General features: G+C 61.2%; 13 protein-coding genes. 5 read left to right on the top strand and 8 right to left on the bottom strand.

All coding sequences use genetic code 11. The features are described 5' to 3' along the window. Positions 1 to 15: 15 nt before the first annotated feature. Positions 16 to 579: a cysteine hydrolase family protein gene (locus JJD66_RS03145; RefSeq protein ID WP_200647584.1), complete on the bottom strand. Its 564-nt coding sequence runs from the start codon at positions 577 to 579 to the stop codon at positions 16 to 18. 96 nt (positions 580 to 675) lie between these two features. On the opposite strand from JJD66_RS03145, the gene JJD66_RS03140 reads away from it, so the two are divergent. The 3 genes from JJD66_RS03140 to JJD66_RS03130 all read left to right on the top strand — a co-directional run bounded on the left by JJD66_RS03140 (position 676) and on the right by JJD66_RS03130 (position 3671). After that, on the top strand, positions 676 to 1647 hold the full coding sequence (locus tag JJD66_RS03140) for a GlxA family transcriptional regulator (protein ID WP_200647583.1): 972 nt from the start codon (positions 676 to 678) through the stop codon (positions 1645 to 1647). Positions 1648 to 1816: 169 nt separating this feature from the next. Next, entirely contained in the window at positions 1817 to 2926 is a 1110-nt protein-coding gene (locus JJD66_RS03135; protein ID WP_200647582.1) for a DUF3182 family protein, read from the top strand. After that, positions 2916 to 3671, top strand: a complete 756-nt coding sequence (locus tag JJD66_RS03130; protein ID WP_043050059.1) for an alpha/beta hydrolase family protein — start codon at positions 2916 to 2918, stop codon at positions 3669 to 3671. Before JJD66_RS03135 ends, JJD66_RS03130 begins: the two co-directional genes overlap by 11 nt. A gap of 113 nt (positions 3672 to 3784) precedes the next feature. Here JJD66_RS03130 and JJD66_RS03125 read toward each other — a convergent pair whose 3' ends face one another. The 4 genes from JJD66_RS03125 to JJD66_RS03110 are packed head-to-tail and all read right to left on the bottom strand — an operon-like array spanning position 3785 to position 7698. Continuing rightward, positions 3785 to 4750, bottom strand: coding sequence for a lysylphosphatidylglycerol synthase domain-containing protein (locus JJD66_RS03125; protein WP_198714486.1), 966 nt, complete (start codon positions 4748 to 4750; stop codon positions 3785 to 3787). Then, a complete protein-coding gene (gene clsB, locus JJD66_RS03120; protein WP_200647581.1) occupies positions 4740 to 6002 on the bottom strand; it encodes a cardiolipin synthase ClsB in 1263 nt (420 codons plus the stop codon). The genes JJD66_RS03125 and clsB overlap by 11 nt, the downstream gene beginning before the upstream one ends. Next, positions 5999 to 6775, bottom strand: a complete 777-nt coding sequence (locus JJD66_RS03115; RefSeq protein ID WP_032895083.1) for an endonuclease/exonuclease/phosphatase family protein — start codon at positions 6773 to 6775, stop codon at positions 5999 to 6001. The genes clsB and JJD66_RS03115 overlap by 4 nt, the downstream gene beginning before the upstream one ends. Further along, positions 6772 to 7698, bottom strand: a complete 927-nt coding sequence (locus JJD66_RS03110; protein ID WP_200647580.1) for a DUF72 domain-containing protein — start codon at positions 7696 to 7698, stop codon at positions 6772 to 6774. The genes JJD66_RS03115 and JJD66_RS03110 overlap by 4 nt, the downstream gene beginning before the upstream one ends. A 188-nt stretch (positions 7699 to 7886) precedes the next feature. On the opposite strand from JJD66_RS03110, the gene JJD66_RS03105 reads away from it, so the two are divergent. Together JJD66_RS03105 and JJD66_RS03100 are read left to right on the top strand one after the other, a co-directional pair. Continuing rightward, positions 7887 to 9971: a mechanosensitive ion channel family protein gene (locus JJD66_RS03105; RefSeq protein WP_200647579.1), complete on the top strand. Its 2085-nt coding sequence runs from the start codon at positions 7887 to 7889 to the stop codon at positions 9969 to 9971. 112 nt (positions 9972 to 10083) lie between these two features. Continuing rightward, positions 10084 to 10968 (top strand): sugar nucleotide-binding protein, encoded by an 885-nt coding sequence (locus JJD66_RS03100; RefSeq protein WP_105228716.1) that lies wholly within the window; start codon positions 10084 to 10086, stop codon positions 10966 to 10968. A 167-nt stretch (positions 10969 to 11135) separates the two neighbouring features. Here the strand turns inward: JJD66_RS03100 and JJD66_RS03095 are convergent, their stop codons facing one another. The 3 genes from JJD66_RS03095 to JJD66_RS03085 all read right to left on the bottom strand — a co-directional run bounded on the left by JJD66_RS03095 (position 11136) and on the right by JJD66_RS03085 (position 13773). Beyond that, complete coding sequence (locus JJD66_RS03095) at positions 11136 to 11834, bottom strand: OmpW/AlkL family protein (protein WP_014720136.1); 699 nt, start codon at positions 11832 to 11834, stop codon at positions 11136 to 11138. 140 nt (positions 11835 to 11974) lie between these two features. Then, positions 11975 to 12496: a DUF3299 domain-containing protein gene (locus tag JJD66_RS03090; protein WP_200647578.1), complete on the bottom strand. Its 522-nt coding sequence runs from the start codon at positions 12494 to 12496 to the stop codon at positions 11975 to 11977. An 11-nt stretch (positions 12497 to 12507) separates the two neighbouring features. Further along, a complete protein-coding gene (locus JJD66_RS03085; RefSeq protein ID WP_105228714.1) occupies positions 12508 to 13773 on the bottom strand; it encodes an ABC transporter permease in 1266 nt (421 codons plus the stop codon).

The raw sequence follows: 13773 nt of genomic DNA, 5'->3' as shown, positions 1-13773 counted from the left end.
CAGCCCAGGTGGCGGTCACGCAGCCGCTGTTTGGGCTTTCAGATATTCCTCTGCCGACACTACACCCGCATAGCCAAATGCCAGGGAGGCCATGTACGCCCCGTGCACCTGTGCCGCCGGAATCACCTGGCCGTTGAATTCCTGGTCGCGGGTCGCGCAGGCGTCATGGATCACCGTAACCTTGTAGCCCAGGTCCGCTGCCGCCCGCACCACGGCGTCAACGCACATATGGCTCATGCTGCCCACTACCACCACATCGGTGATGCTGCGCTGTTCCAGCAGTTCGCGCAGGTTGGTTTGGCGAAACGCATTCACGAAGTGTTTGAGCACCACCGGTTCATCGCCCTCGTTGAGCACCTTGGCATGCAAATGCGCGCCTTCGGAGCCCGGTGTGAAGAACGGTGCGTCGTCGCCAGCGAACTCATGCCGTACATGAATCACCGCATCGCCTGCTTGTCGAAACGCTTGGAGCACCTGCGCCGCCTTGTCCGCTGCGGCTTCCACGCCGTCGAGCGGCCACTTGCCCTGGGGGAAGTAGTCGTTCTGGATATCGATTAGGATGAGCGCCTGCTTGGCCATGTGTGTTGCCTCGTGATGGGTTGATGGGCCTAGTATCTTAGCTGGCGATCACACCGAGAATTGGCTGCACCGACAATAACAGGGGGAAAACTGACAATGGCCGCGCAACGCAGCACTGTCGAGCTGGGTGTGTTGATCTACCAGGGCGCGCAACTCGCCGCAGTCCACGGGCTGACCGACCTGTTCGGGGTCGCTAACCGCATCGCCGCCGAGCATGAATCTGCGCAATTACCGCTGCTGCGGGTCAGCCACTGGCAGGTAGATGCCCACGGCACGCCCGCGCGCACGTTCGACAGCCACCCAGGCCCCGAGCAACCGATGATGGCCGTGTTGGTGCCGCCCTCGATTGCAGAGTTCACCGAAGACCAGGCGCCGCTTGCGCTGCTGGAATGGCTGCGCCTGCAACATGCGGGCGGCACCGTGCTGGGCGGCGTGTGCATCGGCTCGATCATGCTGGCGCGCAGCGGCCTGTTGGATGGCCGCAGTGCCACCACCCACTGGTCCTCCGCGAAGTCTTTTGCGGCCTGTTACCCGGCGGTGCGACTGGAAGCGGATAAACCTATTGTCGATGACGGCGACCTGATCACCTCCGCTGGGCTGATGGCCTGGTCGGAATTGGGCCTGCGCCTGGTCGATCGGCTTATGGGGCCGAGCATTGCAGCTGACACTGCGCGCTTTCTGGTGATCGAGCACAGCGCCAGTGCCAGCCAGTGCGGTAGCAACTTTGCGCCGATTCTCAGGCATGGTGATGGTGCGGTCCTCAAGGTCCAGCATTGGCTGCAGGCCAGTGGCGCGGTGGATGTGTCCGTGGCGGCGATGGCGCAGGAGGCGAACCTGGAGGAGCGCACGTTCTTGCGCCGCTTTCGCAACGCCACCGGGCTGAAACCCACCGAGTACTGTCAGCATCTGCGAGTCGGCAAGGCGCGGCAGATGCTGGAGTTCACTAACGGCACGATCGATCACATTGCCTGGACCGTCGGCTATCAGGACCCCAGCGCCTTTCGCGCCATCTTCAAGAAAATCACCGGCCTGTCCCCCAGTGATTACCGCAACCGCTTCGGGGTTTGAATCGTGCAGAACGCCGCAGGGTTCGCCCCGGGTCGTGCAAAATAAAACAGGCTAACGGCCATCACTTTTTGCGCAATTGATTGATTTAACAGCTCTCCCCTCAATCCCCGCGTTGGCCTGATCCATGCAACCTCACTGCTACACAAAGGTTGATGGAAAAGGGGACCGCATGACCCCCATAAGTCGCAAGAAGTTGGTGGTCGCCCACTCCATGCGAGAGGGGGCGCCCCTGCATGAAATCGAAACCAACCGAGCCCTCGCACGCTGGCTCGCGCAGATCCTGGGGCTCAAGTTCGGGGGCAGTTACGACCCGGCCCTGCATGCGGGTCGGGAATTGTATCTGCTGCCCACGCAAACCCTGGTCGGGCCAGCCCAAGCGCGCCAGCTCAATATCAAGGGGCCACAAGATCTGTGGGGCGGCTATGTCGATCACGCGTTCATCTGCACCAAAGCCATCAGTCACGGGCTGCTGAGTCCCGAGGCCAAGGCGCCCGAAGGCTGGTCGCCGTCATTCTGCGAACGTGTGCGTGACGTGGTGTTGGACGGTGTGAGTGTGTTCGCCCTTGAGGATGCACGGTCTGCCGCGACCCGCTTGCTCTACAGCGGCCCGATTCGTCTGAAACCCGTAAATGCTTGTGCAGGGCGGGGGCAGGAAGTTATCCACAGCCTGGATGAGTTCGACGCGATAGTGGCGCGCCCGGAAGCGGCGAGAATGTTCAATGAAGGTGTGGTGCTGGAACAAGACCTGCACGCGGTGGTCACCCACAGTGTGGGCCAGAGTTTTATCGGCGATCACCTATTCAGCTACTGCGGCGAGCAGCACTTGACGCAAGACGGGCAGGGGGAAGAGGTCTACGGCGGTTCCGATCTGCTGGTCGTCCCCGGTGATTACGCTGCCCTGCTCAAACTGGATCTGCCTGAAGACGTGCGTGAGGCCATCGAACAGGCGCTGGTTTTCGACCGTGCTGCGAATGAGGCCTACCCAGGCTTCTTCGCTTCGCGCCGCAACTACGACATCGCCCAAGGCCTGGACAGCACAGGCCAGCGCCGTAGTGGTGTGCTCGAACAATCCTGGCGCATGGGCGGGGCCAGCAGCGCGGAAGTCGCGGCGTTGCAGAGTTTTATCAACCATCCGGGCCTTAAGGCCATCCGTGTGTCCTCGGTAGAAACCTATGTAGACCAGGCGCTGCCGGCGGATGCCATCGAGGTATACCGAGGCCCGGCCGAAAACAGCGACTTTCTACTCAAGTATGTGACGGTCAAGACTTATGACGGCTAGAAGCGAGAGCATCACCATCGATATAGACGACGAACAGATGAGTGGGACATTCCTCAGTCCCAAGTCCAAAGTGCCCGGCGTATTGTTCGTGCACGGCTGGGGCGGCAGCCAGGAGCGCGACCTGGAGCGGGCCAAAGGTATCGCAGGCCTTGGATGTGTGTGCCTGACCTTCGACCTGCGTGGCCATGCTGGCACCGGCATCCCCTTGTCCCGCGTCACCCGCGAAGACAACCTGCGCGACCTGTTGGCCGCTTACGATCGCCTGCTGTCCCACCCGGCTATCGACACCTCGGCGGTGGCAGTGGTGGGCACCAGTTATGGCGGGTACCTCGCGGCGATCCTCACCTCGTTGCGCCCGGTACGTTGGCTGGCGCTGCGAGTGCCGGCACTGTACCGCGACCAGGAATGGCTCAAGCCCAAGCGCGACTTGGATAAAGCCGACCTGATGGATTACCGTGGCACCCTCGTGCACGCCGAAACCAACCGCGCCCTGCATGCCTGCGCGCAATTTACCGGCGATGTGCTGATTGTCGAATCGGAAACCGACGACCATGTGCCCCACGCCACCATCATGAGTTACCGCGCGGCGTGCCAGCAGACCCATTCGCTGACCCACCGCATCATCGACGGCGCCGACCATTCCCTGAGCGACCCGGTGTCGCAGCAGGCGTACACCTCGATCCTGGTGGACTGGATTACCGAGATGGTGGTGGGGGAGCGGTTGAGCATCATTCAGTCCCGATAGGTGTTGCCTTGGTGATCGCTATCGCGGGCAAGCCCGGCTCCCACCTTGGAATGCATTCCCCTGTGGGAGCCGGGCTTGCCCGCGATAGCGATTCAACAGTCACCACCGCCTCATCAGGCTGTCTTCTTTACTCGCAACGCCTTGGCCTTGGCCTCCACCCCCAAATACATCACCAATGCAATCAACAACGGGCAGATAAAGTAAATCGCCCGATACGCGATCAGCCCCGCCAGCAAACTCCCCCGCGACGCCTCATGCTGCAACAGCGCAATGAACACCGCCTCCAACACCCCCAACCCGGCGGGGATGTGGGTGACCACTCCGGCAATCGCACTGATCAACAGCACGCCCAGCACCAGTGGGTAATCCAGTTTGGCCGGCAGCAAGGTAAAGATAACCGCGGCCATCAATGACCAGTTCAACGCACCCAGGGCCAACTGCAAACAGGCCATGCGCAACGACGGCAAGTTGATCTCGATACCGCGAATCGACCACGCACGCTTTTTCGAAAACCGGCACGCCGCCAGGTAGCCCAGGCTCGCGATCACCAATAACACTCCGACACCTTGCAAGGCGCCGCTGCTGAGCTTCCAGCCTGGCGGCAGGGTCACCAATCCGCTGCTGAACACCACCCCGGCCAACGCCATATAGCCGAACCAATTGGTGGCCAGGCTCAGGCCGAGGATCTTGGCGATATTGCTGGTGCTCACGCCCAGGCGTGAATACAGCCGATACCGCATGGCGATGCCGCCGACCCAGGCGCTGAGGTTGAGGTTGAACGCGTAGCTGATGATGCCCACCGGCAATATCTGCTTCCAACGCAATGGCTGGCGAATGTAGGTGCGGCCGATCAAGTCGAAGCAGGCATAGACGATAAAACTGCACAGCGTCAGCGCGCCGGCGATGAACAATGTGCGTAGCTTGAACTCGCTCAGGGTCTGGAACACTTCGCTCCAGTCGATGCGCCGGGCCAGCAGGGTAAACAACACAATCAGCAGCACGAAGAACGCGATCGTCAGCGGTTTCTTCCAGCGCTTGAACCCAGAGGCTTGCGCTTGGGGGCGGGCTTCAGACGTCATGGGGCGTGGCCTCAAAAGGTTTCAAGCGCGGTTTGTGGGCCGGCAACCAACTGGCCAGTACCGGGAAATGGCGCATCACATGAAACACCAGGAAACCCACGGTCAAGCGCCAGAGCCACAGGCGTGGCTTGCGCTTTTCCGGCATGGTCTGGCAATGATTGTGGGCGAGGGCTTCCAGGCGTTCGTAGAGCTGCTGATTGAAAGCCCGGTCGCGAATCAGCACATTGGCCTCCAGGTTCAATGCCAGGCTCAGTGGGTCCAGGTTGCTCGAACCGACGGTGCTCCATTCGTCATCCACCAGCGCCACCTTGCCGTGCAATGGGCGTTGGCAGTATTCGTGAATCACCACGCCATCCTTGAGCAGATAGTCATAGAGCATGCGCGCGGCCAGTTTCGCCAACAGCACGTCGGGCTGGCCCTGCATGATCAACTGCACCTGCACGCCACGGCGCGCCGCGTTACGGATCTCGCGAAGCAAGCGGTAGCCGGGGAAGAAGTACGCGTTGGCGATCACCACCCGCTGCCGGGCCTGGCTCAAGGCGTGGATATACGCTTCTTCGATGTCGTCACGATGCTGGATATTGTCGCGGTAAATCAGGCGTACCAGGCCGTCGCCTGGCTCGTTCGTCCAGGGTGAAGGCCGCTGTTGGCGCCGCCGCCAACCGCGACGGCTGCGCACCTGGCGGCCACTTTGGGCAAGGGCGAAATGGTGCAGGTCGGCCACGGCCGGGCCGATCACCTGCACGGCGTAATCCTGCTTGGCTTCGGGGCCGAAATCCGCCAAGTGGTCAGCAGAAAAATTGATCCCGCCGATAAACGCCACGCGGGCATCCACCACTACAATCTTGCGGTGCAGGCGGCGAAACCAGTTAGTGCGTATGCCGAAGGTCTTGGGCGCCGGGTCGAACATCTGCACCATCACCCCGGCTTCGGCCAACTCCCGCAGGAAGCCCGGGCTCAGCTCGCCGCAACCAAAACCGTCGAGGCTGACCACCACCTTTACCCCACGCTTGGCCGCCTCGATGAGGATGCCGTGCAGCTCAAAGCCGACCTTGTCTTCAAAAAGGATGAAGGTCTCCAGCAGGATCTCGCGCTCGGCGCTGCGCAATGCCTCGAACACGGCAGGAAAGTACGCCTCGCCGTTCTCCAGCAACGCCACCTGGTTGCCGCTCTGCCAGCCGTAATCCAGATCTCGCGCCTTGCTGTCATCTGGCGGTTGGTCTGTGGCGATATGGTCTACCGCAACGTTCATAACTCAACCTCCACCGACAGCGGCACATGGTCTGATAAATGGGACCAGGGGCGAGTGGTGAGCACGCGAGGGTTGTGCACCGTCAGGTTACGCACATAAATGCGGTCCAGCGGCAGCAACGGCAGGCGTGCCGGGAAGGTGCGCGCCGGTTTGCCGAGGGTGTGCATGAACACTTCCTGCAGGCCGCTTTGGCTCAGGTCGGCTTTTTGCCGCCAGTCGTTGAAATCGCCAGCGACCACCAACGGCGCATCGGCGGGAATCTCGCTGATACGTTGTTCCAGCAAGCGCAATTGTTGTTGGCGATGCACCTCGCGCAAGCCCAGGTGGATGCAGATCGCGTGCACCTGCTGGCCGCTGCCCGGCAGGCGCAACACGCAATGCAGCAGGCCGCGGTTTTCATGGCCGCTTTGCGAAATATCGAGGTTGTCGTAGCGGATGATCTGGAATTTCGACAGCAGTGCATTGCCATGATCGCCATGGGGGTACACCGCATTGCGCCCATAGGCAAATTGCGGCCAGATGCTGTCGGCGAGGAATTCATACTGCGGCATTTTTGGCCAGTCGCTGTAGCGCTGGGGATGGCGTTCGTGGGTGCCATGGATCTCCTGCAAGAACACCATGTCTGCGCCCACGCTGCGCACCGCTTCACGCAGCTCGGGCAAGATGAAGCGGCGATTCAGTGCGGTGAAACCCTTGTGGATATTAACCGTCAGCACCGTGAAACGGGTGATGGCGGTGGTCGGCGGGGTGGGGATCAGCTCTGGATGCGTCATGGCAATACTCCTGGTTCCGGCAGCCGGCCAGGTTCGGTGAGCAAGTGTTGGTCCAGCCCGAAACGTTGCAGCAATTGGCGTGCATCGAAGGGGGCGCGAACTTTGATGTCGTTGTCGAAAAAGCAGAACACATCGCGCTGTTTACGCCTGCGGGGTGTGTGGTGAGGGTCGATTAGGTGTGCATCGGCAGGCTGCTTGCCTTGGGCCCAGCGTTCGATTCGGTCACCCCAGCGCTGGAGCGCTTCGGCGCTATAACCGCTGGCGTATAACTGCTTGTCGCCGTGCAAGCGCAGGTACATGAAGTTGGCGGTCACGTCTTCCACGTACGGCCACTTGCCGGCAGTGTCCGCAACCACCAGCGCCACACCGTGCTTATCCAGCATCTTGATGAACTCGGGCACGGCAAAACTCTTATGGCGAATCTCCACGGCATGGCGCAACGGCTTCTTGGCATAGGCCTTCATGCTCGCCTTGCCGTTCAGGCGTGGCTCATGCTGGCGGGCGAGGGCGGCGGCCTGTTGCGTGTTGGTGGGTAACTCGGCGAGGAAGGTTTCGAACAGCGTGGCGTCGAATTTGAAGCTGGGCGGAAACTGCCAGAGGATGGGGCCGAGTTTTTCTTTGAGTTCCAGCACCCCGGAAGCGAAGAAATTTGCCATCGGCTTGTGCACGTCGCGCAGGCGCAGGATATGCGTGATGAAACGGGGCGCCTTGACACTGAACATGAAACCTTCGGGCGTATCGGCATACCACTCGGCGTAGCGCTTGGGGGTTTGCAGCGCGTAGAACGAGCCGTTGATTTCGATGCTGTTGACGGCGCGTGACGCAAACTGCAACTCGCGTTTCTGGGTCAGCCCTTCGGGGTAAAAGTCCCCGCGCCAGGGCGTGTAGCGCCAGCCGGAAATGCCGATGTGAATCGCCGCCATGTGTGCTCCCGTGGATGGTGGGTGAGGTGACCTCCGTTATGGGATGACTGCGCTATTTGGCTGAAAGTTTCCACATTCCTACAGGCGGTACAGGGTATGAAAATAGGGGAGGGCATAGCCCATGCGGGGAACGATCAAGGCCCAAACCCGTCAGTTCCTTACAGACCCTGCTGAAGGAGCTCGCTGTTTTGCTGAATCTAAAGACTGCATTACTGCTTGGCGCACTGCTGCTCTGCGGCAACGGCGCATTGCAGGCCGCGGCCTCTGCGCCTGCTGCCGACACACCGGCCAAGCCGGAGCTGCTGGTGGAGGGCGGGCTGCTCGGGGCCATCAGTTCCAGTATTGATGACGTGCAGAACAAGCTCGACCTCAACCAGAACCTCATTGACGCCTGGCGCCTGCGTGCCGACCGCGCCGCGGATGAAGTAGGGCGCCTGGTAGACCAGACAGCTGCACGCTCGCCCTGGAGCGTGGCTGGCGATTTCCTGCTGTTGTCCGGGGTGTGGATCGGTGCCTTTGCGGTGTTGACGATGCTTGGGCGCTTGATTGTGCGACGGTCGAGCCAGCGCCCACTCCTCGCGCGGCGCCGGCGCCTGCAAGGCCTGCTGAGCTATGTGGTGCCCTACACGATTCCAGCGCTGATCTGCCTGCCGCTGACCCTGTATGTCAGTCACTTCTTACCTGCGTCTGTCGGCCGAGCCCTGGCACTGTGTTTTGCCTACGCCACCAGCAGTGGCATCTTTTCCACCTCGCTGTTGCTGTGCGTCATTGTCATGTTCAACGTCGGCCACAAGCGACCTGCCGTGCGGATCATTCGTGACTATTGCCCCAAGCCTCTATTCCTGATCGGCTTTCTCGCGGCCCTCAGCGATGCGCTGACCAGCCCGCAAATCGCTCGGCAACTGGGCGGCAATATCACCAGCAGCATCGCCGTGTTTACCGGCCTGTTTGCAGCGGTCATCTTTGGCGTGCTGGTGGTACGCCTGCGTCGGCCGGTGGCCCATTTGATCCGCAACCGGCCATTGGCCCAGCGCCTCAAACATCCGGCATTACAACAGTCGCTGCGGGTGTTTTCCGGGCTCTGGTACTGGCCGATTCTGTTGATGGTGCTGGTGTCGGCGGTCAACCTGATCGGTGCCGGTGACGACAACCAAGAGGCCCTGCGCTGCGCGCTGCTCACCACCTTGTTACTGATCGGCACGGTATTTCTCAGCACCGTGGTGCAACACCTGTTCAAGTCCCGCAGCCAGGTATCGATCCAACGCAGCAGCGCCTACAAGGAACGCTTCCTGAGTTTGCTGCACGCGATTTTGCGTATCGTCATGGCCATCGTGTTTATCGAGATACTCGGGCGTATCTGGGGTGTTTCGCTGTTCGAATTCGCCCAGCGCAACTCGGTGGGCCGGGCCATCAGTGATTCCCTCAGCAGTATCGGCCTGATCCTGTTGGTGACCTGGCTGTTCTGGGTGGTGCTCGACACCGCGATCCAGGAAGCCCTCAAACCACCGGTGAATAAGCGCTCCAGTCGCCAGCCCAGTACCCGGGTCAAAACCATCCTGCCGCTGCTGCGCAATGCGGTGAAGATCATCCTGGTGGTGATCTGCGCGATCACCACCATGGCCAACCTGGGCATCAATGTCGCGCCGTTGCTGGCGGGCGCCGGGGTGGTGGGACTGGCGATCGGTTTCGGTTCCCAGCAATTGGTGCAGGACGTGATCACCGGCCTGTTCATCATTATCGAAGACACCCTGTCCATCGGCGATTGGGTGGTGCTCGACTCCGGCCACGCCGGCACCGTGGAGGGCCTGACCATCCGCACCCTGCGCCTGCGTGACGGCAAGGGGTTTGTGCATTCGGTGCCGTTCGGGCAGATCAAGGCGGTCACTAACCAGTCCCGTCAATTTGCCTATGCGTTCTTCTCGGTGCAATTCACCTACGACACCGATGTGGACAGGGCCGTGGAGCTGATCCGCGAAGCGGGCCAATCGATTCGCGACGACGTGTTCCTCAAGTACAACCTGCAAGGGCCGCTTGAAGTATTTGGCGTGGACAAGATGGACCTCAATGGCGTGGTGCTCACGGCGCAGTTCCGTACGGTGTCGGGTGGCCAATACGCGGTCAGCCGCGCGTTCAACCAGCGTTTGAAAAAGCTTGTGGATAATTGCGAGTCGGTGCATTTCGCCCAGACTTATCCACAGCAGGTGCTGCTTGCACCCCGTACGGCGCTGAAACAGGAGGCCGCCGAACCCGACGTCAAGACACTTAATCCGTGACGGTTGCGCTACAAGCCCGCAAAATGCAACGATTCTGGCAATGACCTACGACAGGGCACACGCGCCTGTCGATAATAACCATCGTTCCAAACAGACCGGGCCTGCTCAATCTATGCGAATGCGCCTTATGTTACTGGGCGGCGGGAATGCCCTCGGGCAGGCGCTGATTCGCCTCGGTGCGGAGGAAGACATCGGTTTCCTCGCCCCCAAACCGCCCCAAGACGGCTGGGATGCCGCAAGCCTCACCCAATTGCTCGACGACACCCGTCCCGATGCCTTGATCAACCTCGCCTACTATTTCGACTGGTTCCAGGCCGAAGCCGTGAGCGAAACCCGCTTGGCCGCCCAGGAGTTCGCCATCGAACGCCTGGCCGAGCTGTGCCAGCATCACAGCATCACCCTGCTGCAACCCTCCAGCTACCGCGTGTTCGATGGCTCCCGCGCCACCGCCTACAGCGAGAAAGACGAGCCGGTGCCCTTGGGCCTGCGCGGCCAGGCGTTGTGGCGTATCGAACAAAGCGTGCGCGCTACGTGCCCGCAGCATGTGCTGCTGCGGTTTGGCTGGTTGCTCGATGACAGCGTCGACGGCACGCTCGGGCGCTTCCTGGCCCGGGCCGAGAGCGCCGACGAGCTACTGATGGCCGACGACCGCCGGGGCAACCCGACGCCGGTGGACGATGCGGCGCGGGTGATTATCTCGGTGCTCAAGCAACTCGATTGCGCTGCGCCGCTGTGGGGCACCTACCACTACGCCGGCCACGAGGCGACTACCCCGTTGGCGCTGGGGCAGGCGATTCTGACTGAAGCGCGCAACTTCCATCCGCTGGCCATCGAGTCCCCCACCGCCCAGGCTCACGCAGCGCGGCCGGATGCGGCGGATGAACCGCAGCATGCGGTGTTGGCCTGCAAGAAAATCCTCCACACCTTTGGCATCAAACCACGGGCATGGCGGGCAGGTTTGCCGGCTCTCCTGGATCGCTTCTACCGCCATAGCTGACACCCTCAAAACACAAAATGTGGGAGGGGACTTATGTGGGAGCTGGCTTGCCTGCGATAGCATCACCTGGGTATCACTGATACACCGTGGTGTCTGCATCGCGGGCAAGCCCGGCTCCCACATAAGCCCCCTCCCACATGGGTTATGCGGTGTGGCTTAAACCGAACTCAGAATTTGTAACCGATACCCACCATGTAAACCATCGGGTCTACATCCACATTGACCTTGGCCCGAGTGCCCTGGCCCAGCGCGTTGTTATCCACAGTCGCTTTGGTGCTGATGTCGATGTAGCGCGCTTGGGCGTTGATCATCCACTTGTCGTTGATCATGTAGTCGGCGCCGATCTGTGCAGCCCAGCCCCAAGAGTTCTCGGCCTTGAAGTTGCTGAAACCAGCCTGTTCGGCGCGGCTGCCCACGTGCTCGTCGTAGATCCAGGTGTAGTTGATACCGGCGCCCACATACGGTTGGAACGCGGATTTGTGGTCCAGCGGGTAGTACACGACGCTCAAGGTCGGCGGCAGGTGTTTCAGCGTGCCGAGCTTGCCATTGGCGGCGCCCAGGGCGGTGTTCTTGATCTTCACGTCATGCTCGAACGGCGTGGCCGCGAGCAATTCGATGCCGACGTGGTCGGTGATCATGTAGGCGAAGTTCAAGCCCAGTTGGGTGTCGCTGCTCATGGTCGCCTTGCCGCCCAGATTGGTGCCGGCCAATGGGCCCTGGTCAACCTTGACGCTGCTGCTGTCGGCCTTCGGGTTCACGGTAATTGCACCGGCGCGAACCAGAATATCGCCCGCCTGGTGAGCGTGAGCGACAGGGGCGACGAGGGCGAGCGCGAAGAGGGACGCGCCGAGCAGAGACTTGTTCATGGGAGCTCCAAAGGACGTTTAAAAGTTGTACGTCCAATGGTAAAGATCGTTCCGCTCGGTCTTTTGACTCAGCTCAATGAAAGGGTGATCAGTCACTTTCGCCACTGATCTAAACCTGTGGGAGCTGCGGTGTGTGGGGGTTATTCCTCGAGCTCGTACATGTAAATCTTCTGAGCGTTCATCTGGTAACCCGCGTCCGCCAATTCGCTGGACGATGGCTTGACCTGCATCGCGCCTTCGATCCAATACGGCTGATACAGCTCATCGAGCTTCACCCCCACCTCGCTTTTCACATGCACGATCTGGTTCGACGGCGGTGGCGGCACATGGATACAGGCGCCGAAATACGGCACCAGCAGAAACTCCGTGGTGCGGCCTTCTTCGCTGACTTCCAGGGGCACGATATACCCCGGCAGGCGAATGTGCTGGCCGTCCAGGCTCTGTACCACTGGCGCATTAGGCATGTCCTGCTTGGCCGCCGGCGCGGCTTCGACGGACAAGGCATCGGCCATGTTCGACAGGTCGTGCAGCGGCTTCATATTGGGCACTTCCGGTGGCGCATCCGGCGGGATCATCTCCTGCCAGGACAGATCCTTGGGCTGTTCCTGCGCCCAGGCAGGCACGGCCATCAACAACAACAGGGCAAACAGGGCACGACGCATCGAAGCCTTCCTCATAAACGGATGGACAGGCCATCGGCCAAAGATTGGCGGTAGGCGCGCCACGCGGGCACGCTGCCCATCAACAGGGCGGCTGCCAGGATACCGGCGAGCAACGTCCATTCATATTCGCTCGGCCACGACATCGGCAGGTCCAGACCGTAGTTTGCCTGCAAATAACCCCGCGAGGCCGCGATGCACAGGTACAGCAACCCCAGGCCCGCCATTACGCCGGACAAGGCCAGAGCGAAGGCTTCGAAGATCAGCAGCGTTGCGATGTGCCAAGGCCGCGCGCCCACCGACCGCAGGATCGCCATCTCGCGGCGGCGCTCGTTAAGGCTGGTGAGAATCGCGGTGAGCATGCCGATCAAGCCGGTCAGCACCACGAACAGCGAGATCACAAACAAGGCTTTTTCGGCAGTGCCCATCATGCTCCAGAGTTCTTGCAGCGCGACACCGGGCAGGATCGCCAGCATTGGCTCGCCACGGAATTCGTTGATCTCTCGTTGCAAGGCAAAGGTGGAAATCTTGTTGTTCAGGCCGAGCATGAACGCGGTAATGGCCTGCGGCGTCAGGTCCATATTGCGCGCCTGGTCAGCACTGATGCGGCCTTTGCCCTGGGCCGGCACACCGTTGTGCCAGTCGATATGGATCGCTTCCATGCCGCCGAGGCTGATATGCAGCGTGCGGTCCACCGGCGTGCCGGTGCGCTTGAGAATGCCCACCACCGTGAACGGCTTGTCGTCATGCTTGACCAGGCTGACCACCGCCACGCCGTGGGCCAGCACCAGCTTGTCGCCGAGTTTGTAATGCAGCGCGTCGGCCACTTCGGCGCCGAGCACCACCTCGAACGGGTCGGTGGCGAAGGCGCGGCCGCTGGCCAGCTCGAGGTTTTGCTTGCGCCCGTACTGGTAGTGCTCGAAGTAGGATTCGTTGGTGCCCATCACCCGGTAGCCGCGATGGGAGTCGCCGAGGGAGATCGGGATCGCCCATTTCACTTGAGGGTTGGCAGCGAAGTGCTCGTAGCTGTCCCAACGGATGTTGTTGGTGGCGTTGCCAATGCGGAACACCGAATACAGCAGCAGGTTGACCGAGCCGGAACGGGCGCCGACGATCAGGTCGGTGCCGCTGATGGTGCTGGCGAAACTGTTGCGCGCCTCGACGCGCACACGCTCCACCGCGAGCAGCAAGCAGACGGAAAGCGCGATGGCAAACGCGGTGAGGATCGCGGTAAAGCGGCGGTTAGCCAGGCTGGCCATGGCTAGACGGAACAGATACAT

The sequence above is a fragment of the Pseudomonas sp. MF6751 genome, from assembly GCF_016613265.1.
Lineage (GTDB): Bacteria > Pseudomonadota > Gammaproteobacteria > Pseudomonadales > Pseudomonadaceae > Aquipseudomonas > Aquipseudomonas fluorescens_BV.
The sequence above is the reverse complement of the archived record's forward strand: the minus strand, read 5'-3'. Positions and strand labels throughout refer to the sequence as shown.